The sequence below is a fragment of the Pseudomonas sp. LY-1 genome, assembly GCF_053502595.1.
This window is the reverse complement of record NZ_CP094353.1, coordinates 3798744-3819560: the sequence shown is the minus strand read 5'-3', so window position 1 is coordinate 3819560 and position 20817 is coordinate 3798744. Positions and strand designations below refer to the sequence as shown.

The following is a 20817-nucleotide window of genomic DNA, read 5'->3' as shown; positions in this document are numbered from 1 at the left end:
TGTCCACCAATAGCCTTGCTCTGCGTCCACAAGGACGACCAATGGCCGCCCCCCAGTTTATGTTCGGCGTCGAACAGGCTAACGGGTTGACTGAGATGAGGGGGAATAGTGATGACTTATCCGGCCTTGCACGTCCACATTTGAATAAAAGGCTGGCGAGCAGTTGGCGCGCCAATCCAGTGACTCAGGGCGTGACACTGGCCATCAACGCACAGCTGGTAATCGCCAGCCTCCGGTGTGCGCCCCAGGCGCAAGGGTTGCAAAGGCGGCAATTGGCGCCGGTAATGCCAACTGCCATTTTCCAGCCACGCCCCGTCGGGAACTTCCATTCCTGCACCGTTACCGCGTACACGAGCCTCTTCCAGCACCAGCCCTTGCTCGGTCACGCGGTAGTCTTCCTCCCAGCGGATCTTTTCAATGGTGTGATCCCATGCCAGCGTGAAGTGTGAAACCGACAACTGGGCCCACAGCACGCCGGTCAAGCCCAGGCATACGCCGATCATGGATTGGCTAGCGCGGCCCGGCGGGACCGCCAGACGTGCTGGACTATCACACAGAGTCCCAGCGCGAAGCCCAGTTCATCGGTCAGCGGTAACGCCACCACGAGGAGTGCCCCGGCAGCGACGCTCAGCAAACGCTCCCATAGAGGCATCTTGCGCTGCCAAAAGCCAGTGGATGCGATGCCCCATAACCCGACCGCGAATAGGGTCTTGAGCAGCATGTAGACGGACATCCACACACTGTCACCTTGCAGCATCAACGCTGGGTTGTAGACCGCCATGAACGGTATGACAAAGCCCGCCAGCGCTATTCGCACCGCCCATAGGCTGATCTTGAACCCGGTCTCTTTAGCGATCGGTGCCGCTGCAAAGCAGGCGAGGGCGACAGGGGGAGTCAGGTCGGCGAGGATGCCGAAGTAAAACACGAACATGTGCGACACAATCAGCGGTACGCCCAATTCGAGGAGGGCAGGGGCTGCGATCGAACTGGTGATGATGTAGTTGGGAATGGTCGGAATCCCCATGCCCAGCACCAGGCACGTGATCATTGTGAGTATCAGTGACAGCAGCAGGTTGTCTCGGCCAATGCCCAAGATATAACCCGCAAACGTAGAGGCGACGCCGGTCAGTGAAACCACACCAATAATGATGCCCACCAGCGCGCACGCGATCCCCACCGGTACAGCATGACGAGCGCCTTCGACCAACGCGTGCAGGCAGATGGTCAGCGTTTCGTGCCCTCCTTTGATGACCCCACAGCCCCCCACCAGCACTGCAATGACGGCAAAGATCACGCCGATACCCAGTTGGAAAAAGCCGGTACAGAGGATGCCGAGCGCAATCCAGAAGGCGCAGCGCAAGCCGAAGCTTTGCACTTTCAGGATGATCGCCGAGCCAAGAATCACGATGGCCGTGAGTGCAAGTCCGACCATTCCGGAAAACAGCGGCGTGCGCCCGGAAAACAGCAAGTAGACCAATACCAGCAGCGGAATGAGCAGGTACCACTTCTCCCTCACGGCGCCCAATGCACTGGGGCATTGATCCTTGGGCAGGCCCTTGAGGTTGGATCGCTTGGCTTCCAGATGGACCATCCAGAAGACCGAACCGAAGTAGAGGATGGCGGGAATCAACGCGGCCTTGGCAATCTCCACGAATGGTACGTTGATGGTTTCAGCCATGATGAAGGCGACTGCGCCCATCACCGGCGGCATCAGTTGACTGCCCATGCTGGCGGTTGCTTCCACGCCTCCGGCAAACGCGGCCCGATAACCAAAGCGCTTCATCAGTGGAATGGTGAATTGCCCCGTAGTCACCACGTTGGCGATGCCCGAACCGGTGATGGTGCCCATCAGTGCCGACGACGCAACGGCAACCTTGGCAGGCCCTCCCTGTTTGTGGCCGAACAGGCCCATGGCAAAGTCGGTGAACAGTTTGATCATGCCGGCCTGTTCGAGGAACGCTCCGAACAGGATAAACAGGAAGATGTAGGTCGCTGAAACATAGGTTGGCGTGCCGTACAGCCCTTCGGTGCCAAAAGACAGTTGGTTGATGATTTGGTCGAAACCATAACCTCGATGGGCCAGATCGCCCGGCAAATACTCGCCAAACAGACCATAAGCCAGGAACAGGCCGCAAATGACCGGCAGGGCAATGCCCATCACTCGTCGAGCGGCTTCGAACACGAGCACCACCAGTAGAATGCCGATCACCATGTCCGCCGTTGTCAGATCCCCGGAACGCTGGATCAGGTCAGCCTCATACCTCCATTGATACAGGGCGGTGGCAATGGCTGCGAGGCTGAGTATCCAGGCCAAGGGTTGCCAAGGGCGTTTGTTGCCATAGGCCGGATAGCTGAGGTAGACCACCCACAGCAGGAAACCGACGTGTATCGCACGCAATACCTGGCTCGAAAAGGGCGAAAACGCTGCCGTGACGATCTGAAAAATCGAAAATAACAACGCTACGTAAAACAGCGTTTTTGGCCAGTCTCGCGGGTTCGCAGAGATGTCGTGATGATCTTCACTCATTAGTTACCTGCCTCACTGCATGGAAAAAGGGCGGGCTGTTGGCGCGGCGATACTGCGCCGCTGCGCCTTGCGTCGCTAGAGCGCACCTTTTTCGGTGTAGTAGCGTTCGGCGCCCGGATGAAGCGCAATCGGCAGGTTCCTGGTGGCGTTTTCCAGTGTGATGTTCTTGGCGGCCGAATGAGCGTTACCCAGGCGCGGCAAGTTTTCGAACAGCAGTTTTGTCATCTGGTACGCCAACTCATCGGGTACATCCGAGCGGGTCACCAGAATGTTGACGATAGCAACCGTTGGCACCGCTTCAGGCTGGCCGTCATACGTATTGGCCGGAATCATCGCGCTGTGATAGGCCGGGTTGTCGATTTTTGTCACGACTTCCGGGGGGATGGCGACATAGTTCAGCGGCATCACCGACGACAAGTCGCGAATGGCCGCCATGCCCAGTCCTGACGACTGTAACGTCGCATCCAATTGCCGGTTCTTGATTAACTCGACAGACTCGGCAAAGGGCAGGTATTGCACCTTGCCCATGTCTGCATAGGTCAGGCCTGCCGCCTTTAAAATCGCTCGCGCGTTCAACTCGGTGCCCGATTTCGGTGCGCCGACCGAGAGGGTTTTGCCTTTAAGGTCCGCGAGCGTCTTGATTCCCGACTCTTTGCTGGCGACGATTTGAATGTAGTTGGGATACGCTCCGGCAATCGCGCGCAATTTGGTCAGCGGTGCGTTGAAGCCAGCTTCCTCGACGCCGTTCCTTGCATCCGCCACAGAGTCGCCCAGCGCCAGTGCCAACTCGCCTCGACCGGACTGCAGCAGGTTCAGGTTCTCCACGGACGCTTTAGTGGCCTGCACCGAGGTCTTCACGTCGGGTATGCCTTCACTGTAGATCTGCGACAGGCCAACCCCAATCGGGTAATACACCCCGCTGGTGCCTCCGGTCAGTATGTTGATGAACACAGGTGCCGCCTGGGCCGTGCAGGTGAGTGCCAGGGTTGTGGCGGCGGCCAGCAAGGTGAAGCGGTTCTTTACGCGCATGGGAATCTCTCCGTTTTGTTTGTTTTTATTCAGAGCGATTCAACTGTAGTTGATTGATCAGCACAGTGGCGAGCGGACAGTCCTACCCTGCATCAAATTGCCAAGGTAACTGCACGTGGAGTGGGTCGCAGGAGAAGATGATGGTTATAATCCTTTAGTCTCTGCTGGCTGGACCTGACCGTTTAACCCGGTAGTCTTGTTTTGTGGGGTTTATTAACCTCGACAACGGGAATCCGCTCGGGTGATCAAACCGATATTACTCATACGTCGTCGCTTTGCCTCGATCCGATGGCGTACTCGTGTGACGCTCTGGGCTGCTGCTACCTTCGCCGGGTTACTGGTTGTGCTATTCGCCCGGCTGGCCGACCTGGCGCTGATGCAGTTCGTTCAACAAACCGCCGGCCGGCCTTGGCTGCCGTTTATCTACACGCCTTTGATCGGCATGTTCGTCGTATGGATGACCACCCGTTTTTTTGTCGGGGCACAAGGCAGTGGCATTCCTCAGGTCATTGCGGCTACGCGGTTGGCCCACCAAGGTAAGCCCGTGGATAAGTTGGTGTCCTTGCGCCTTGCTGTTGCCAAGATAGGGCTAGGTACCCTGGCGTTGACCGGTGGTTTTTCAGCAGGGCGTGAAGGCCCGTCAGTTCAAGTCGCCGCCTCGATCATGCATTTCTTCCACCGTTATCTGCCTAACGCTCGAATCATCCGCCCCGAAGATCTTATTCTGGCCGGTGGTGCAGCGGGTATTGCCGCCGCATTCAACACGCCTTTGGCCGGCGTGGCTTTTGCGGTGGAGGAGTTGGGGCGCAAGTTGGAAACCCGTACCAGCGGGGTTTTGCTCAGTACGATCATCTTGTCGGGGATAGTCGCGATTGCTTTGCAGGGCAACTACAACTACTTCGGGCATTTCGACGTGCAAGAGGTCAATCTCGATATCATTGTCCCGGTGCTGGCGATTGGTATTGGCTGCGGCCTTATGGGAGGGTTATTCAGTCGGATGCTCCTGTGGCCGCAGAGGTATCGCCGATTTTTCGTCTGGGAATGGCGCCGCATGCACCCTGTCTGGTTCGCAGGTGGCTGCGGGATGATCGTGGCTATTCTCGGTTGGCTCAGTGGCGGGATGTCCTTTGGCAGCGGTTACGGGATCACATCCCAGATCATCGTGTCCGATATCGGTCTGCCCTGGCACGCGCCGATCACGCGTTTTCTCGCGACGGTAGTGACTTATTTTTCCGGTATCCCGGGCGGCATTTTTGCCCCGTCTCTGGCGGTAGGGGCTGCGGTAGGAGCCAACGTCGCTGAGTTCTTCACTCTGGCGGCACAGCCCATCATTGCCTTGTGCATGGTTGGCTTTCTGGCGGCTGTCACGCAATCGCCGATCACGTCCGCGATCATCGTGATGGAGATGATCGACAACCATGGCATGGTGATCAGTCTGATGGCCGTTGCGCTGATTGCCAAAGCAGTCAGTGCCAGGATGGGGCCTGAGCTCTATCAACAGTTGGCGCGTGGCTTTTTGCAGTCGGAGGGCAGTGACGCCGCCACGCAAAAAGCCAAACCATAGGCTGGGTCAGCGCAGCAGTGGTCGCGCCACCGCGCTGAGCTTGTGCCGGTCTTCTTCCAGCACAAGCGCATTGTTCGCGTGCTTGAGCAGCAGGCCCGCGTGCCTGGCACAGGCACTGCTGAACATCGCCGGGTTTATCTGTGCGAGGCACACAAGTGCCTTCATCATGCGCAGGTCGACTTCCACCAAACCCGCGCCATCCCTGGCAATCGGTGCGAAGAAGTCATCGAACAGGTCATCTACTGTCAATGCGCGCAGGTAAACCTGCTGGCAATCGGTGTCGATTTTCGCGGCGGGTGCTTTGGGTTTACCCCAGCATGTCAGGCTTCTGATGCCGCGCCCAATGACGTCAATGGCAGTGCCGGGGTCATTGACGGCCGGCGACAAGGCGCGGGAGGCGATCTCTGACAGCACCGACAAGCCGAACCGGGGATCGTGTTCAAACGTGCGACGTACACCGATAGTCAGGGTAGAGATGATTTTTTCGCTACTCGACTGCTGTTCGCCCTCGCGCGGCTTGCTCAGACTGACGATTCGGGCGAGCGGCATGCCGACATGCACGAAGCTACCTGGCAGGACCTCCAAAAAAATGCGTGTCTCGTCTGCTTTGGCGATGGCGCCTAACGCCTGAACGTCGATGTGCTGGACATACCCTGTGTGGAGACTTGTGATGATCAGCGCAGAGTTCGGGACCATCGAGTCGCAAGGGTAGGCGGCTGCACCCAAATGCGGCCATTGGAGTCGATTGGTTATGGCGTCAATGGTCGCCTGCTCGACACGGTCAATGGTTTCTCCCACCCGGCCAAGCTTGGACAAATGATCGATCCAGCGCAAAAGGGTGTAGACAATCAGCATCACCACGGCGAGGGTCACCGCAAATAGCAAAACCCTTCCTTGTGTACCGTAAGCGCCGGTGCTCAGCGCAATAATTCCAACCAGGCTGAACAGGAACGAGCCGATAAAGGTGGCCAGGGCATTTTGTGTCGTGGTGTCTTCCATCACCAGCGTGGTGGCGCGAGGCGTCACGCCGCTGCTGGCCGCACCGTAGGCAGTCACCATGGTGCTTAACGAAAAGGTGGTCACGGCGAGCATGCTTGAGGCAATGATGCCCAAGATCTTGTCGACGGCGTCGGCGCCTATACGGGCGGGCAATGATTCGGGAATGTAGTCCTTGAAGACAACGGCGAGTAACGCGGTTGCAATGCCGAGCAAGGAAAACAGGCTTGCCCTGAACCACAGCCGTTTGGTCAGTTGATGTAACACCCAGCGCCAGCGTGCGAGCATTTTTTATACCTTGTGTGAGTAATACGCAGGGCCCTGGCCCCAGGGTTCAGGGAAACAAAGGCGGTGAGCTGATTATCCCTAAAGGAGTCTTTTGTATGGCCGAAGGTTCATTCAGCGTCTCTGCTTGCGGCACATGGGATCACTCGCTTGACCCATTTACCGATGGACATGCCCTGGATCAGGACAGAAAAAACCACCACCAGATACGTCAGGGAAACCACCACATCGCGGGCCGCCCCAGATGAGCACGCTCCAAGCACCTTCTGGTAGGCGCAAGCGTTGACCCAATACCGCGATTGGAACCCCTACAGTCAGCAATCGCGATAACAACGTCAGCAATATGCCCATCAGGAGGCTATTAATCGTAGGTAGCACGTTTTTATTCGGGTTCCACGAGGTGCCGCGCACTCTTTCGGGACGCAAAAAAGGCGCCCGAAGGCGCCAAGGGGTTCACCCTGACCGAGGGAGCCGGGTGAAGCCGTTCACAGCAATGGTCGCGGTGGTAAGGCGCGACGGGAACGGAAGCGGGGCGCGCCGAGTGAAGGTGCGCAGGGGTTCATTTGGGGTGACACACGACGGCCTAGGCCGTCGCGGGCGTGCGTTGCGGCTGCCAGGTTTCGCTGGTGGTCTGGTCCATGGCTTCCTGGATCGCCCGCTTGCGGTTGGCTTCGGCCTTGCGGCTGAAATACCAGACCATGAACGTCATCAGCGACACCGCCATCAGGATCAGGCTGGCCACGGCGTTGATCTCCGGCTTGACCCCCAGGCGCACGGCAGAGAACACCTCCATCGGCAGGGTGGTGGAGCCGGGCCCGGAGACGAAACTGGCGAGCACCAAGTCATCCAGGGACAAGGCGAACGACATCATGCCGCCCGCTGCCAACGACGGCGCGATCATCGGGATGGTGATCAGGAAAAACACCTTGAGTGGCCGCGCGCCGAGGTCCATGGCGGCTTCTTCGATGGACAGGTCCAGCTCGCGCAGGCGTGCCGAGACCACCACCGCGACATACGCGGCGCAGAACGTGGTGTGGGCGATCCAGATCGTCACCAGGCCGCGTTCCATGGGCCAGCCGATCATCTGCGCCATCGCCACGAACAGCAGCAGCAGCGACAGCCCGGTGATCACTTCCGGCATCACCAGGGGCGCGGTCACCAGGCCACCGAACAGGGTCCGGCCCTTGAAGCGCGTGACCCGGGTCAGCACGAACGCGGCCAGGGTGCCCAGGGCCACGGCGGCCACGGCGGTGTAGCAGGCAATCTCCAGGGAACGGGCCACCGACCCCATCAGTTGGGTGTTGTCCAACAGCCCCAGGTACCACTTGAGCGACCAGCCGCCCCAGACCGTCACCAGCTTGGAGGCGTTGAACGAATAGATCACCAGAATCAGCATCGGCAGGTAGATGAACAACAAGCCGAGCACCAGCATCAGGGTCGAAAAACTGAAACGCTTCATGCCCGTGCCTCCATTTCTTTGGCCTGGCTGCGGTTGAACAGCACGATGGGAATAATCAGGATCGCCAGCATCACCACCGCCAGGGCGGACGCCACCGGCCAGTCGCGGTTGTTGAAGAACTCCTGCCACAGCACGCGGCCGATCATCAGGGTCTCCGGGCCGCCCAGCAGTTCCGGGATCACGAACTCGCCGACCACCGGGATGAACACCAGCATGCAGCCGGCGACGATGCCGTTCTTGGCCAGCGGCACGGTGATTTTCCAGAAGTTGTTGAAGTTGCTCGAACCCAGGTCCGAGGCGGCTTCCAGCAGGCTCTGGTCGTGCTTGACCAGGTTGGCGTAGAGCGGCAGCACCATGAACGGCAGGTAGGCGTAGACCACGCCGATGTAGACCGCCGTGTTGGTGTTGAGGATTTCAATCGGGCTCGATATCAGGCCGCACCCCATCAGGAACGCATTGAGCAGGCCGTTATTGCTGAGGATGCCCATCCAGGCATAGACGCGGATCAGGATCGCGGTCCAGGTCGGCATCATGATCAGCAGCAGTAATACGTTTTGCATTTCCTTGCGGGTCTTGGAAATCCCATAGGCCATGGGAAAACCGATCAGCAGGCACATCAGCGTGCTGAGCAGGGCGATCTTCAGCGAGCCCAGGTAGGCCGAGATGTACAACTCGTCGGCGCCCAGCAGGCTGTAGTTACCCAGGTTCAGCAGCACCTGGAGTTTCTGGTCGACGAAGCCGTAGATCTGCGAATACGGCGGAATCGAGACGGTCGCTTCGGAGAAGCTGATCTTCATCACCAGGAAAAACGGCAGCATGAAAAACAGGAACAGCCAGAGGAAGGGAATGCCGATCACCAGCTTGCGACCGCTGGGCAGCACACGGATCAACGCTTGATGGAAAGTGCTCATGGTCGATGTACTCATGCCCGCAGTACCACGCCGCTGTCGTCTTCCCACCACACGTACACAGTGTCGCCCCAGGACGGTCGGGAGCCACGGCGTTCGGCGTTGGCCATGAACGACTGGACGATCTTGCCGCTGGGCAGCTCGACGTAAAACACCGAGTGCCCGCCGAGGTAGGCGATGTCGTGGACCTTGCCGCTGGACCAGTTGTGCGCGCAGGTCGGCATTTGGGTGGTGACCAACAGCTTTTCCGGGCGGATGGCGTAGGTCACCGACTTGTCTTCCACCGAAGTGGCGATGCCGTAGCCGACGTAGATATTGCGATCCAGGTCCGCGCACTTGAGCACCGCGTGGCCTTCGGCGTCGTCGACCACCTGGGTGTCGAAGATGTTGACGTTGCCGACGAACTCGCAGACCAGGCGGCTCACCGGCGCTTCGTAAACGTCCACCGGGCTGCCGATCTGGGCGATCCAGCCCAAGTGCATGATGGCGATGCGCTGGGCCATGGTCATGGCTTCTTCCTGGTCGTGGGTCACCATCACGCAGGTCACGCCGACGCGTTCGATGATCTCCACCAGTTCCAGTTGCATCTGCGAGCGCAGCTTTTTATCCAGGGCGCCCATGGGTTCGTCGAGCAGCAGCAATTTCGGGCGCTTGGCCAGGGAGCGGGCGAGGGCCACGCGCTGGCGCTGGCCGCCGGAGAGCTGGTGGGGTTTGCGCCGGGCGTATTGGGTCATATGGACCAGCTTGAGCATTTCCTCGACCCGCGCCTCGATCTCGCCGGCTGGCAGGCGATCCTGCTTGAGGCCGAAGGCGATGTTCTGGGCCACGGTCATGTGCGGGAACAGGGCATAGGACTGGAACATCATGTTGATCGGCCGCTCATAGGGCGGCATCTCGGTGATGTCCACGCCATCCAGCAGGATGCGGCCTTCGGTGGGCCGTTCGAAACCGGCGAGCATGCGCAGCAGGGTGGATTTGCCCGAACCCGAACCGCCGAGCAGGGCGAAGATCTCGCCCTGGTGGATCTCCAGGGACACATCGTCCACGGCCACGGTTTCGTCGAACTTCTTGGTCACGCGGTCGATCTTCACCAGCACCTTTTGCGGTTGCTGATGACCTTCCAGTGCCTTGCGATAAATGCTGGAGGCGTTTGCCATGTGAAACTCCCAACAGGTCGTCGGGCCAATGCGGCCTGACGTAATAAGGTTGATTGCAAACCTGCACCCTCAGTGCAATGCAGGTTTATTCGGCACCGCCGTCCTGGCTGCCTGGCCTTGCTTGTTGTTGTTCGGGTATTGCCGTTCACGCCGCACGGCAGGCGCACACAGGTGCGCGCGCCGCGTGGGCAGGGCGTGTCAATCGGTAAAGCGAGTGCTGGCGGCCCGGCGCGGGCCGCCTGGTGTCAAAGGCGCTGACGCTGCGCGGCACGTTGCCGGCAGGCATCGCCAAAGGCCTGGAAAATACTCAGGTAGGCCGGGTTCGACAGGACCTGCCATTCCGGGTGCCACTGCACGCCAAAGGCAAACGCCTGGCTGTGCTCCACGGAAACGGCTTCGATCAGACCATCCGGGGCCAGGGCCTCGACCCGCAGGCCGTCACCCAGGCGGTCGACGCCCTGACTGTGGATCGAGTTGACCTGGATCTCGCCGGCCAGGCCCATGGCCTCGAACACGCCGCCGGGCTGGATCGCCACCGGGTGCGCCGGGGCGTACTGGACGTCGAGGCGCGGGTCGTCGGCTTCGCGGTGGTCCATAAAGCCCGGCAGTTCATGCACCTTCTGGTGCAGGCTGCCGCCAAAGGCCACGTTCATTTCCTGGAAGCCGCGGCAGATGCCGAGGACTGGCACGCCGGCCGCCACCGCAGCCCGCAACAGGGGCAGGGTGGTGGCGTCGCGTTGCGGGTCATGGGCGGTGCCCGGCGCGCTGGGAGCGCCTTGATAGTGGAAGGGTTCGACATTGGACGGCGAGCCGGTGAACAGCAGGCCGTCGACGTAGTGCAGCAGGTCCTTGATCTCGCAGAGGTCCGCCAGGGCAGGAATGATCACGGGCAGCCCGAGGGCCGCGACGCTGACAGCACGCAAATACTTGTCGCCGCTGACATGGTAGGGGTGTAAGCCAATCTCTTTGACGCACGCTGTAACACCGATCAATGGCTTGAGTGCCATTTTTATCACCTCGAAATTCACGCTGGAACGAGTTTTTCCAGAGCTTATCTCTGTTGATTTTAATTAACAACTTCAATGTAAAAAATTCTAAACGCTCGTGAGTATGTTTGTGTTGATTGGTTGGGTTTGCGCCCAGTTTTGGTGCTATAGCTACCAATATAATTAACGTGTGGTGCCTGTTCTCGCTATTGACTTCACTTTGGCTTTCGGATTGACTGCTGCTACGAAACAGCTTTGAACATAATAATTAACACATAGGTGCATCATGTCGGTCCCACTGCGTACCGTTCAGCTCAACGAAGCCAACGCCTTTCTGAAAAAACACCCGGAGGTCCTGTACGTCGATCTGCTGATTGCAGACATGAATGGCGTGGTGCGCGGCAAGCGTATCGAACGCACCGCCTTGCATAAGGTGTATGAAAAAGGCATCAACCTCCCCGCGTCGTTGTTTGCCCTGGACATCAATGGCTCCACCGTGGAAAGCACCGGCCTGGGCCTGGATATCGGCGACTCCGACCGCATCTGCTACCCGATCCCCGACACCCTGAGCATCGAGCCCTGGCAGAAGCGTCCCACCGCGCAGCTGTTGATGACCATGCATGAGCTCGAGGGCCAGCCGTTCTTCGCCGACCCACGGGAAGTGCTGCGTCAGGTGGTGAGCAAGTTCGACGAATTGGGCCTGACCATTTGCGCCGCGTTCGAGCTGGAGTTCTACCTGATCGACCAGGACAACGTGAACGGCCGTCCGCAAGCGCCGCGCTCGCCAATCTCCGGCAAGCGCCCGCATTCGACCCAGGTCTACCTGATCGATGACCTCGACGAATACGTCGATTGCCTGCAGGACATCCTCGAAGGCGCGAAAGAGCAGGGCATCCCTGCCGACGCCATCGTCAAGGAAAGCGCCCCGGCGCAGTTCGAGGTCAACCTGCACCACGTCAGCGACCCGATCAAAGCCTGCGACTACGCGGTACTGCTCAAGCGCCTGGTGAAAAACATCGCCTACGACCACGAGATGGACACCACCTTTATGGCCAAGCCCTACCCGGGCCAGGCCGGTAATGGCTTGCATGTACACATCTCGATCCTCGACAAGCAGGGCAACAACATCTTCGCCAGCGAAGACCCCGAGACCAACGACGCCCTGCGTCACGCCATCGGCGGTGTGCTGGAAACCCTGCCGGCGCAGATGGCGTTCCTCTGCCCGAATGTCAACTCCTACCGCCGCTTCGGTGCGCAGTTCTATGTGCCGAACTCGCCGAGCTGGGGCATCGACAACCGCACCGTGGCCGTGCGCGTGCCGACCGGCGCGGCGGATGCCGTGCGTATCGAGCACCGGGTGGCCGGCGCCGACGCCAACCCTTATCTGCTGATGGCCTCGGTACTGGCCGGTATCCACCACGGCTTGACCAACAAGATCGAGCCGGGGGCGCCGGTCGAAGGCAACTCCTACGAGCAGAATGAGCAGAGCCTGCCCAACAACCTGCGCGACGCCCTGCGCGAGCTGGACGACAGCGAGGTCATGGCCCGGTACATCGACCCGCTGTACATCGACGTGTTTGTCGCGTGCAAGGAAAGCGAACTGGCCGAGTTCGAAAACTCGATCTCCGACCTTGAGTACAACTGGTACCTGCACACGGTCTGACGGCCCTCCCACTTTTTGCGTTGAGCACACCCTATGACCAAGCATCGCAACGACTGGGAGCAGTACTTCCAGTCCCTGAACCTTGAAGGCCGGGCCTTTATCGACGGCGAATACCGTTGGGCTGCCAGCGGCGAAACCTTTGACAGCATCAGCCCGGTGGACGGGCGTTTTCTGGCCACGGTCGCCAGCACCGATGAGGCCGACGCCGACGCCGCGGTGATCGCTGCACGCCGGGCGTTCGAGTCCGGGATCTGGCGCTTGCAGGCCCCGGCGGCGCGCAAGCGCGTGCTGATCCGTTTCGCCGATCTGATCCTCGAACACCAGGAAGAACTGGCGCTCCTGGAAACCCTCGACATGGGCAAGCCGATCGGCGACTCCATGGCCATCGACGTACCGGCCACCGCCAACGCGATCCGCTGGAGTGCCGAGGCCATCGACAAGCTCTACGACGAAGTGGCGCCCACGCCCCACGACCAGTTGGGCCTGATCACCCGCGAACCCTGCGGCGTGGTCGCGGCCATCGTGCCGTGGAACTTCCCGATGATCATGGCCAGTTGGAAGTTCGCGCCGGCCCTGGCGGCAGGTAACTCGTTCATCCTCAAACCTTCGGAAAAGTCGCCGCTGACCGCCATTCGCCTGGCCCAGTTGGCCCTCGAAGCCGGCATTCCCGCAGGCGTGTTCAACGTGCTGCCGGGCTACGGTCACACCGTCGGCAAGGCGCTGGCCTTGCATAGGGATGTGGATGTGCTGGCCTTTACCGGCTCCACCGCGGTGGCCAAGCAACTGCTGGTGTATTCCGGCCAGAGCAATATGAAACGGGTGTGGCTGGAGGCCGGTGGCAAGAGCCCCAATGTGGTGTTCGCCGATGCCCCGGACTTGCGTGCTGCCGCCGCCGCTGCGGCTGCAGCGATTGCCTTCAACCAGGGCGAAGTCTGCGTGGCCGGGTCGCGCCTGCTGGTGCAACGGTCGATCCGCGAGCCCTTCATTGCGCTGCTGGTGGAGGCGTTCCAGGCCTGGAAGCCGGGGCATCCACTGGACCCGGCGACCAAGGTCGGTGCAGTGGTCGATCAGCGGCAACTGGACAACGTGTTGCGCTACATCGAGATCGGCAAGGAGCAGGGCGCCCAACTCTTGGTTGGCGGCCAGCGCGCCCTGCAAGACACCGGTGGCCAGTACGTGGAGCCGACGGTTTTCGACGGCGTGACCAATGCCATGACCATCGCCCGCGAAGAAATCTTCGGCCCGGTGTTGTCGCTGATCAGCTTCGACACCGAAGAAGAAGCACTGTCGATCGCCAACGACAGCATCTTCGGCCTGGCCGCCGCAGTGTGGACCGCCGACCTCAGCCGCGCCCACCGCTTTGCCCGGGGCCTGCGTGCCGGCAGCGTGTGGGTCAACCAGTACGACGGCGGCGACATGACTGCGCCGTTCGGCGGCTTTAAACAGTCGGGCAATGGCCGTGACAAGTCGCTGCACGCCTTTGACAAGTACACCGAGCTCAAAGCCACCTGGATCAAGCTCTAAGCCCAAATAACAACGGCGATTGCCGGCGCGTGCCGGCCAGTCGCCAGGGAGTCCTAACCATGCAACCCCATGTAAACAGCTATTACGCCGCGACCCGCAACCACACCGGCGACTTCCCTGTGCTTGAAGAGTTGGTCGAGTGTGATGTCTGTGTCATCGGCGCCGGCTACACCGGCCTGTCGTCGGCGCTGTTCCTGGCGGAAGCCGGCTACAGCGTCACCGTGCTCGAAGCGGCCAAGGTCGGCTTTGGCGCCAGCGGGCGCAACGGCGGGCAACTGGTCAATTCCTACAGCCGTGACGTGGATGTCATCGAGCAGCGCTACGGCGAAAAGAGCGCCGAAATCCTCGGCAGCATGATGTTCGAAGGCGCCGAGATCATTCGCCAGCGCATCCAGCACTACGACATCCAGTGCGACTACCGCCCGGGCGGGATCTTCGCCGCATTGAACAAAAAACAGCTCAAGGGCCTGGTCGAACAGAAAAGCAGTTGGGAGCGCTATGGCAACCGCAACCTGCAACTGCTCGACGCCAAAGACATGGCAGGCGAAGTGGGTTGTGAAAATTACATCGGCGGCCTGCTGGACAAGCAGGGCGGCCACGTCCATCCGCTGAACCTCGCCCTGGGCGAAGCCAGCGCCATTGTCGGCCTGGGCGGCAAGATCTTCGAACAATCGGCGGCCGAGGAAATCACCTACGGCGAACCCAACGTGGTACGCACGGCCAAGGGTGTGGTTCGCGCCAAGTACCTGCTGATCGCCGGCAACGCCTACCTGCCGCAGAATCTCGACCCTCGGGTGACGCGCAAAAGCATGCCCTGCGGCTCGCAGATCGTGGTCACCGAGCCGCTGTCGGAGGCAGTGGCACGCAGCCTGATTACCCACAATTACTGCGTCGAAGACTGCAACTACCTGCTCGACTATTACCGTCTGACCGCTGACAACCGTTTGCTGTACGGCGGCGGCGTGGTCTACGGCGCCCGCGAGCCGGACGACATCGAACAACTGATCCGGCCGAAGATCCTCAAGACCTTCCCGCAGTTGAAAAACGTCAAGATCGACTACCGCTGGACCGGCAACTTCCTGCTGACCATGTCGCGCATGCCGCAATTCGGCCGTATCGAAAAGAACGCCTACTACATGCAAGGGTATAGCGGCCACGGCGTCACCTGTTCGCACCTCGCGGGCAAGCTGATCAGCGAAGTGATCCGCGGTGACGCCGAACGCTTCGACGCCTTCGCCTCGCTGCCGCACATGCCGATGTTCGGCGGCCGCACCTTCCAGGCCCCGCTGACGGCCATGGGCGCCGCCTACTACGCCCTGCGCGACCGACTCGGTATTTGACCGGTCAGCCACACGCGCGCCGCGAGCCCCCGGCCCACGCCGCCTTCGGCCGCGGCCGCGGGCTTGCTTTTTTTGCGCATGCAGGCATATTCAGCAGCGCTACAGCTCCACCCGCAAACGTGATTTAATAGCCGCCTTTCAGGTTTCCGGGTCGGGTAATCGGCGAATTTCGCAACATTGCCTGCCCGCGCTCGCCCCAGCTCCTGCAGTGCTATCGCAACCAATAAACATCACGACACTCACCCCTTATATAAGGCAGCTATGGACACGGGCACCCGACTCAAACTCGTTCGCGAAAGCTACAAACTCTCCCAGCGCGAGCTGGCCCGTCGTAGCGGCGTGACCAACGCCACCATTTCCCTGATCGAACAGAATCGCGTCAGTCCCTCCGTCAGTTCCCTGAAAAAGCTGCTGGAAAGCATCCCCATGTCCCTGGCGGACTTTTTCACCTTCGACCAGCCGCCACGCGAACACCAATACGTCTTTCGCGCCAACGAACAGCCCGACCTGGGTCGCGACGGCCTGCGCCTGCTGCTGGTGGGCGCGCCGATCCCCAGCCGCCAGATGCGCTTTCTGCGCGAGCAGTACGCACCTGGCGCCAGTTCCGGCGAAGAGCCGATCGTGCATGTCGAAGGCGAGGAGTGCGGCCTCGTCACCCGTGGCACCGTCGAACTCACTGTCGATGGCCAGGTCAGCGTATTGAACCCGGGGGATGGTTATTACTTCCCCACCACCTTGCCCCACAGGTTCCGCAATATCGGGCAGGATGAGGCGGAAATCATCAGCGCGAATACGCCGGCAAACTTCTAGGCCGGGGGCGGCATAACCCGGCGGAGCAAGACGCTGTTTAAAACACATCCCGTAGCGGCCTCCCTCGAAGGAAAACCCTCGTCTGCTTTTGGCACCGTGCTACCATCGACGCCATGACTTGCAGCAACATAATGTTGCAATGAACTTCAATAATCGGCCTTTCGCTGACTCATGACCTCCCCATTCGACTCGCAATCCGACTTGCCCATGATCCTGGTAGTGGACGATGAGCTGCGTTCGCGCGAATCGTTACGCCGGGTACTCGATCAGGAATTCCAGGTGCTGCTGGCCGAGTCGGCCGGGCAAGCACGCGAACTGCTGGAACAGCATGTGGTCGCGGTGATCCTCTGCGACCAGCGCATGCCCCATGTCAGCGGTATCGAATTTCTCAAGGAAGTGCGCGAGCGCTGGCCGGGGGTGGTCCGCATCGTGCTGTCGGGCTACACCGATTCGGAAGACATCATCGCGGGCGTCAATCAGGCCGGTATCTATCAGTACCTGCTCAAGCCCTGGCTGCCTGAAAACCTGCTCAACACCGTGCGCAATGCGGTCGAGAGCCAATCGTTGCAAAACCATATGCAGCGACTGGACCTGGAACTGCGCGCCGGTACGCCAGCGCTGCGTCGCCGCAGCCGCGAAACCCTGGAGCGGGTACGCGACACCTTCGATTTCTCGCGCATCGTGCGCAGCCCCGGCGGCCCGTTGGATGCGGTCTGTGAGTTGGCCGCCCGGGTCGCCCGCTATGATTTGTCGGTGCTGCTGCTGGGCGAATCGGGCACGGGCAAAGAGCTGCTGGCCCGCGCCATCCATTACGCCAGCCCGCGTGCGAGTAATGCCTTTGTCATGGAGAACTGCGCGGCGCTGCCCGATACATTGCTGGAGTCCGAGCTGTTCGGGCACAAGCGTGGCGCCTTCACCGGCGCGCATCAGGATCACATCGGGCTGTTCCAGCGTGCCAATGGCGGCACCTTGCTACTCGACGAAATCGGCGACACCTCGCCGGCTTTTCAGGTCAAGTTGTTGCGCGTCTTGCAAGAGGGCGAACTGCGCCCGGTCGGCGCCTCAAGCACGGTACGGGTCGATGTGCGGGTGATCGCGGCGACCCATCGCGACCTGGAGCAGGATGTCGCCACCGGACGTTTTCGCAGCGACCTTTATTACCGGCTGTCCACGGTCAGCCTGGGCTTGCCGCCGTTGCGCGAGCGCACCGCTGACCTGATGCCCATCGCCAAAAAGCTGCTCGACGATGCCCGCCTGGAGCTGGACCTGCCAAACCTGCACTTCGCCGACGACGCCCTGGCGAGCCTGATCGGTTACCCATGGCCCGGTAATATTCGCGAGTTGCGCAACGAAATCTACCGCGCCGCTGCGTTGTCGGAAGGCTCGCAAATCGGTGCTCATTCGTTTTCCTGGCGCGTCATGCAGGGCCAGGGACGCAACACCAACGACATACGCCTGTCGCCCCCCACGGGCACGTTGCAAGAACAACTGGACGCTATCGAAGCGACCATACTCAAGGAATCGCTGCTGCGTCACCGCTGGAACAAAACCCATGCGGCCCGTGAACTGGGCTTGTCGCGCGTGGGCCTGCGCCAGAAATTGCGCCGTCTTGGCCTGGAGGAAGCCCGATGAACACCCCCTTCCGAGTGCTATGGCTGCAATCGGGCGGTTGCGGCGGTTGCAACATGTCCTTGCTGTGCGCCGATACCCAGGATTTTTCCGCGATGTGGCGCAGTGCGGGGATTGAGTTGCTCTGGCATCCATCGCTGTCCCTTGAAAGCGGTGATCAGGTGCTGGATATCCTGGAGGACTGCCTGCAAGGTCGCACCCGGCTCGATGCCTTGTGCATCGAAGGCTCATTGCTGCGCGGCCCGCACGGCACCGGGCGCTTTCACATGCTGGCGGGCACCGATGCGCCGATGATCGACTGGGTGCGCAAACTCGCGGCGGTGGCCCAATACACCTTGGGCATCGGCACTTGCGCGGCCTACGGAGGCATCACCGCTGCGGGCAGCAACCCGACCGACGCCTGCGGCCTGCAATTTGACGGTGAGCATCGCGGCGGCCTGCTGGGTGCCGATTATCGGTCGTTGCGCGGCTTGCCGGTGATCAACGTGGCCGGTTGCCCGACGCACCCCGGCTGGGTGACCGACACCTTGATGGCGCTGGCCGCCGGGCTGTTCGCCGAGGCCGATCTGGACGTCATCGGGCGTCCGCGTTTCTACGCCGACCAACTGGTGCATCAGGGCTGCACGCGCAATGAGTTCTACGAATACAAAGCCAGTGCGGAAAAGCCCTCGGACCTGGGCTGCATGATGGAAAACCTGGGCTGCAAAGGCACCCAGGCCCACGGCGACTGCAATACCCGCCTGTGGAACGGCGAGGGCTCGTGTACCCGTGGCGGGTTTGCCTGCATCAACTGCACCGCCCCGGGCTTCGAAGAACCGGGGCACGCCTTTCAGCGCACGCCGAAGCTGGCGGGCATTCCCATCGGCCTGCCCATCGACATGCCCAAGGCCTGGTTCGTCGCCCTGTCGGCGCTGTCCAAGTCCGCCACCCCCAAGCGCGTCAAACAGAATGCGACGTCCGATCACCCGCTGATCGCGCCGTCGGTACGCACCCCCCGCCGTTAGGAGTTTGCATGTCACGTTTGGTGGTCGGCCCATTCAATCGGGTTGAAGGCGATCTGGAAGTACAGCTGGACGTGGAAGATGGCCATGTGCGTTCGGCACGGGTCAACGCCACCATGTACCGTGGCTTCGAGCAAATCCTGCTGCAACACGCACCGCTCGATGCGCTGACCTACGCGCCACGCATCTGCGGAATCTGCTCGGTGTCGCAATCGATCGCCGCCGCCCGCGCCCTGGCCGGGCTGGCCGGCGTACAGCCGCCGGACAACGGCCTGCTGGCAATCAACCTGATGGCCGCCACCGAAAACCTCGCCGATCACTTGAGCCATTTCTACCTGTTTTTCATGCCGGATTTCGTGCGCCCGGTGTACGCCGAGCGCCCTTGGTATCCAGACGCGGTGGCACGCTTTACCCCGCTTCAGGGCAGCCAGCAGCGCCTGGCCATTTCTGCGCGCAAACGCTGGCTGGATTTGATCGGCACACTGGGCGGCAAGTGGCCACACACCGGCTCGATCCAACCGGGTGGCTCGACCCGCGCCATCGATGCCGCCGAGCGCCTGCGCCTGCTGACCCGCGTTCGCGAGTTCCGGCAGTTTCTGGAAAGCGAGCTGTTCGCCGCGCCGCTGGAGCGTATCAATGGTTTCACCAGCGAAAGCGAGCTCTGGGCATGGCACGCCGAAGCGCCGGGGCAGGGCGACTTCCGCCAATTTCTGCAAATCGCCCTGGACACCGGGCTTGAGCATCTGGGGCCGGGGCCGGGGCTGTATCTTTCCTACGGGGCGTATCCGCGAGCCGACGGCTCGATGGTGTTCCCGCGCGGCCTGTGGAATGGCGTCACCCAGTGTGCGCAACCGCTGGACCTGGACGATATCCGCGAAGACAGCGCGCATGCCTGGCTCGACGACGCTGGCGGCCCGCGCCACCCGGCCGATGGGCAAACCCAGCCGTTGATGGAAAAACCCGACGCGTATACCTGGAACAAAGCCCCGCGCCTGGCCGGCGCGGTGCTGGAAACCGGCGCCATTGCACGCCAGTTGATTGCCGGCCAAGCGCTGCTGCGCGATGCCGTGGCACGCTGTTCGGCAACGGTTTATACCCGCCTGCTCGCGCGTTTGCTGGAGTTGGCGCAGGTGGTGCCGCTGATGGAAAGCTGGTTGATCGCCCTGCGCCCCGGCGAGCCGTATTACCGCGCCGCGGCATTACCCGACAAAGGCCGCGCGGTCGGCCTGACCGAAGCGGCGCGTGGCGCACTGGGGCATTGGCTGGAGGTGGAGCACGGGAAAATCTCCCGCTACCAGATCATCGCCCCGACCACCTGGAACTTCTCGCCACGCGATGCTCAGGGCCAGCCTGGGGCATTGGAACAAGCCTTGCAGGGTGCTCCCGTGTTACCCGGCGAAAAAAGCCCGGTAGCGGTGCAACATATCGTTCGTTCTTTTGACCCGTGCATGGTTTGCACGGTGCATTGAAAAGGAAATCCCATGGAACGCCTGACCATTTCCCTGGACCGTGGCCTCGCTGAGGAACTGGACGCGCTGATTCGCGACCAGGGTTACCACAACCGTTCCGAGGCCATGCGCGACATTTTGCGGCGGCATATCGAACAGGCGCGCCTGGAGCAAGGCCAGGAGCCGCATTGCGTGGCCAACCTGAGCTTCGTTTACGATCACCATTCGCGCACCCTCACCGAACGGGTGATGGACCTGCAGCACGCGCATCATCACCTGACCATTGCCAGCCAGCATGTGCATCTGGATCACGACAACTGCCTGGAAAGCCTGATGCTCAAGGGCTCGTCCGATGAAGTGCGCGATTTCGCCCATCGCGTGTGCGCCGAACGCGGCGTGCGTCATGGCTCGCTGAACCTGATCCCGGTGGAGCAGGGCGCGAGCCACGAGCAAGTCCACAACCACCTGCATCTGCACCCTAAAAGCTGACG

17 protein-coding genes are annotated in these 20817 nt (G+C 61.0%); 9 read left to right on the top strand and 8 right to left on the bottom strand.

Annotated elements, in window-relative coordinates; genetic code table 11:
* Positions 1 to 116 precede the first annotated feature (116 nt).
* From MOQ67_RS17370 to MOQ67_RS17360, 3 genes are all read right to left on the bottom strand, one after another.
* Positions 117 to 503, bottom strand: a complete 387-nt coding sequence (locus tag MOQ67_RS17370; protein WP_017845572.1) for a DUF1850 domain-containing protein — start codon at positions 501 to 503, stop codon at positions 117 to 119.
* A complete protein-coding gene (locus tag MOQ67_RS17365) occupies positions 500 to 2527 on the bottom strand; it encodes a TRAP transporter permease (protein WP_126586848.1) in 2028 nt (675 codons plus the stop codon). Before MOQ67_RS17365 ends, MOQ67_RS17370 begins: the two co-directional genes overlap by 4 nt.
* Positions 2528 to 2602: 75 nt before the next feature.
* A complete protein-coding gene (locus MOQ67_RS17360) occupies positions 2603 to 3556 on the bottom strand; it encodes a TAXI family TRAP transporter solute-binding subunit (RefSeq protein WP_448675531.1) in 954 nt (317 codons plus the stop codon).
* Positions 3557 to 3797: 241 nt separating this feature from the next.
* On the opposite strand from MOQ67_RS17360, the gene MOQ67_RS17355 reads away from it, so the two are divergent.
* Positions 3798 to 5120 carry a chloride channel protein gene (locus MOQ67_RS17355; RefSeq protein ID WP_448675530.1) on the top strand — a complete coding sequence of 441 codons (1323 nt, stop codon included), beginning with the start codon at positions 3798 to 3800 and terminating at the stop codon, positions 5118 to 5120.
* A 6-nt stretch (positions 5121 to 5126) separates the two neighbouring features.
* Here the strand turns inward: MOQ67_RS17355 and MOQ67_RS17350 are convergent, their stop codons facing one another.
* The 5 genes from MOQ67_RS17350 to MOQ67_RS17330 form a co-directional block, all read right to left on the bottom strand.
* Positions 5127 to 6404, bottom strand: coding sequence for a DUF2254 domain-containing protein (locus tag MOQ67_RS17350; protein ID WP_193040698.1), 1278 nt, complete (start codon positions 6402 to 6404; stop codon positions 5127 to 5129).
* A 580-nt stretch (positions 6405 to 6984) separates the two neighbouring features.
* Positions 6985 to 7860 carry an ABC transporter permease subunit gene (locus tag MOQ67_RS17345; RefSeq protein WP_017845577.1) on the bottom strand — a complete coding sequence of 292 codons (876 nt, stop codon included), beginning with the start codon at positions 7858 to 7860 and terminating at the stop codon, positions 6985 to 6987.
* A complete protein-coding gene (locus MOQ67_RS17340; RefSeq protein ID WP_162231507.1) occupies positions 7857 to 8738 on the bottom strand; it encodes an ABC transporter permease subunit in 882 nt (293 codons plus the stop codon). The genes MOQ67_RS17345 and MOQ67_RS17340 overlap by 4 nt, the downstream gene beginning before the upstream one ends.
* A 44-nt stretch (positions 8739 to 8782) precedes the next feature.
* Positions 8783 to 9925 carry an ABC transporter ATP-binding protein gene (locus MOQ67_RS17335; RefSeq protein WP_046383267.1) on the bottom strand — a complete coding sequence of 381 codons (1143 nt, stop codon included), beginning with the start codon at positions 9923 to 9925 and terminating at the stop codon, positions 8783 to 8785.
* A gap of 245 nt (positions 9926 to 10170) precedes the next feature.
* On the bottom strand, positions 10171 to 10932 hold the full coding sequence (locus MOQ67_RS17330) for a gamma-glutamyl-gamma-aminobutyrate hydrolase family protein (protein WP_198717112.1): 762 nt from the start codon (positions 10930 to 10932) through the stop codon (positions 10171 to 10173).
* Between the two features lie 265 nt (positions 10933 to 11197).
* Here MOQ67_RS17330 and MOQ67_RS17325 point away from each other — a divergent pair, with 265 nt between their 5' ends.
* The 8 genes from MOQ67_RS17325 (at position 11198) to nikR (ending at position 20815) form a co-directional block, all read left to right on the top strand.
* Positions 11198 to 12574: a glutamine synthetase family protein gene (locus MOQ67_RS17325; RefSeq protein WP_017845581.1), complete on the top strand. Its 1377-nt coding sequence runs from the start codon at positions 11198 to 11200 to the stop codon at positions 12572 to 12574.
* Between the two features lie 33 nt (positions 12575 to 12607).
* Positions 12608 to 14098, top strand: coding sequence for an aldehyde dehydrogenase (locus MOQ67_RS17320; protein WP_017845582.1), 1491 nt, complete (start codon positions 12608 to 12610; stop codon positions 14096 to 14098).
* Between the two features lie 59 nt (positions 14099 to 14157).
* Entirely contained in the window at positions 14158 to 15438 is a 1281-nt protein-coding gene (locus MOQ67_RS17315) for an NAD(P)/FAD-dependent oxidoreductase (protein ID WP_017845583.1), read from the top strand.
* 261 nt (positions 15439 to 15699) lie between these two features.
* Entirely contained in the window at positions 15700 to 16248 is a 549-nt protein-coding gene (locus MOQ67_RS17310) for a cupin domain-containing protein (RefSeq protein WP_046486974.1), read from the top strand.
* A 207-nt stretch (positions 16249 to 16455) separates the two neighbouring features.
* Entirely contained in the window at positions 16456 to 17880 is a 1425-nt protein-coding gene (locus tag MOQ67_RS17305) for a sigma-54-dependent transcriptional regulator (protein WP_226926216.1), read from the top strand.
* Positions 17877 to 18881: an NADH-quinone oxidoreductase subunit B family protein gene (locus tag MOQ67_RS17300; RefSeq protein WP_046484070.1), complete on the top strand. Its 1005-nt coding sequence runs from the start codon at positions 17877 to 17879 to the stop codon at positions 18879 to 18881. Before MOQ67_RS17305 ends, MOQ67_RS17300 begins: the two co-directional genes overlap by 4 nt.
* Before the next feature lie 8 nt (positions 18882 to 18889).
* Positions 18890 to 20347, top strand: coding sequence for a nickel-dependent hydrogenase large subunit (locus MOQ67_RS17295; protein WP_198717111.1), 1458 nt, complete (start codon positions 18890 to 18892; stop codon positions 20345 to 20347).
* Positions 20348 to 20359: 12 nt separating this feature from the next.
* A complete protein-coding gene (nikR, locus tag MOQ67_RS17290; protein ID WP_198717110.1) occupies positions 20360 to 20815 on the top strand; it encodes a nickel-responsive transcriptional regulator NikR in 456 nt (151 codons plus the stop codon).
* Positions 20816 to 20817: the final 2 nt, after the last annotated feature.

Coding starts and splice junctions, on each gene's coding strand:
- MOQ67_RS17295 (WP_198717111.1), top strand. CDS start 18,890: ATGTCACGTTTGGTGGTCGGCCCATTCAATCGGGTTGAAGGCGATCTG.
- MOQ67_RS17320 (WP_017845582.1), top strand. CDS start 12,608: ATGACCAAGCATCGCAACGACTGGGAGCAGTACTTCCAGTCCCTGAAC.
- MOQ67_RS17350 (WP_193040698.1), bottom strand. CDS start 6,404: ATGCTCGCACGCTGGCGCTGGGTGTTACATCAACTGACCAAACGGCTG.
- MOQ67_RS17365 (WP_126586848.1), bottom strand. CDS start 2,527: ATGAGTGAAGATCATCACGACATCTCTGCGAACCCGCGAGACTGGCCA.
- MOQ67_RS17305 (WP_226926216.1), top strand. CDS start 16,456: ATGATCCTGGTAGTGGACGATGAGCTGCGTTCGCGCGAATCGTTACGC.
- MOQ67_RS17370 (WP_017845572.1), bottom strand. CDS start 503: ATGATCGGCGTATGCCTGGGCTTGACCGGCGTGCTGTGGGCCCAGTTG.
- nikR (WP_198717110.1), top strand. CDS start 20,360: ATGGAACGCCTGACCATTTCCCTGGACCGTGGCCTCGCTGAGGAACTG.
- MOQ67_RS17345 (WP_017845577.1), bottom strand. CDS start 7,860: ATGAAGCGTTTCAGTTTTTCGACCCTGATGCTGGTGCTCGGCTTGTTG.
- MOQ67_RS17360 (WP_448675531.1), bottom strand. CDS start 3,556: ATGCGCGTAAAGAACCGCTTCACCTTGCTGGCCGCCGCCACAACCCTG.
- MOQ67_RS17300 (WP_046484070.1), top strand. CDS start 17,877: ATGAACACCCCCTTCCGAGTGCTATGGCTGCAATCGGGCGGTTGCGGC.
- MOQ67_RS17330 (WP_198717112.1), bottom strand. CDS start 10,932: ATGGCACTCAAGCCATTGATCGGTGTTACAGCGTGCGTCAAAGAGATT.
- MOQ67_RS17315 (WP_017845583.1), top strand. CDS start 14,158: ATGCAACCCCATGTAAACAGCTATTACGCCGCGACCCGCAACCACACC.
- MOQ67_RS17310 (WP_046486974.1), top strand. CDS start 15,700: ATGGACACGGGCACCCGACTCAAACTCGTTCGCGAAAGCTACAAACTC.
- MOQ67_RS17335 (WP_046383267.1), bottom strand. CDS start 9,925: ATGGCAAACGCCTCCAGCATTTATCGCAAGGCACTGGAAGGTCATCAG.
- MOQ67_RS17325 (WP_017845581.1), top strand. CDS start 11,198: ATGTCGGTCCCACTGCGTACCGTTCAGCTCAACGAAGCCAACGCCTTT.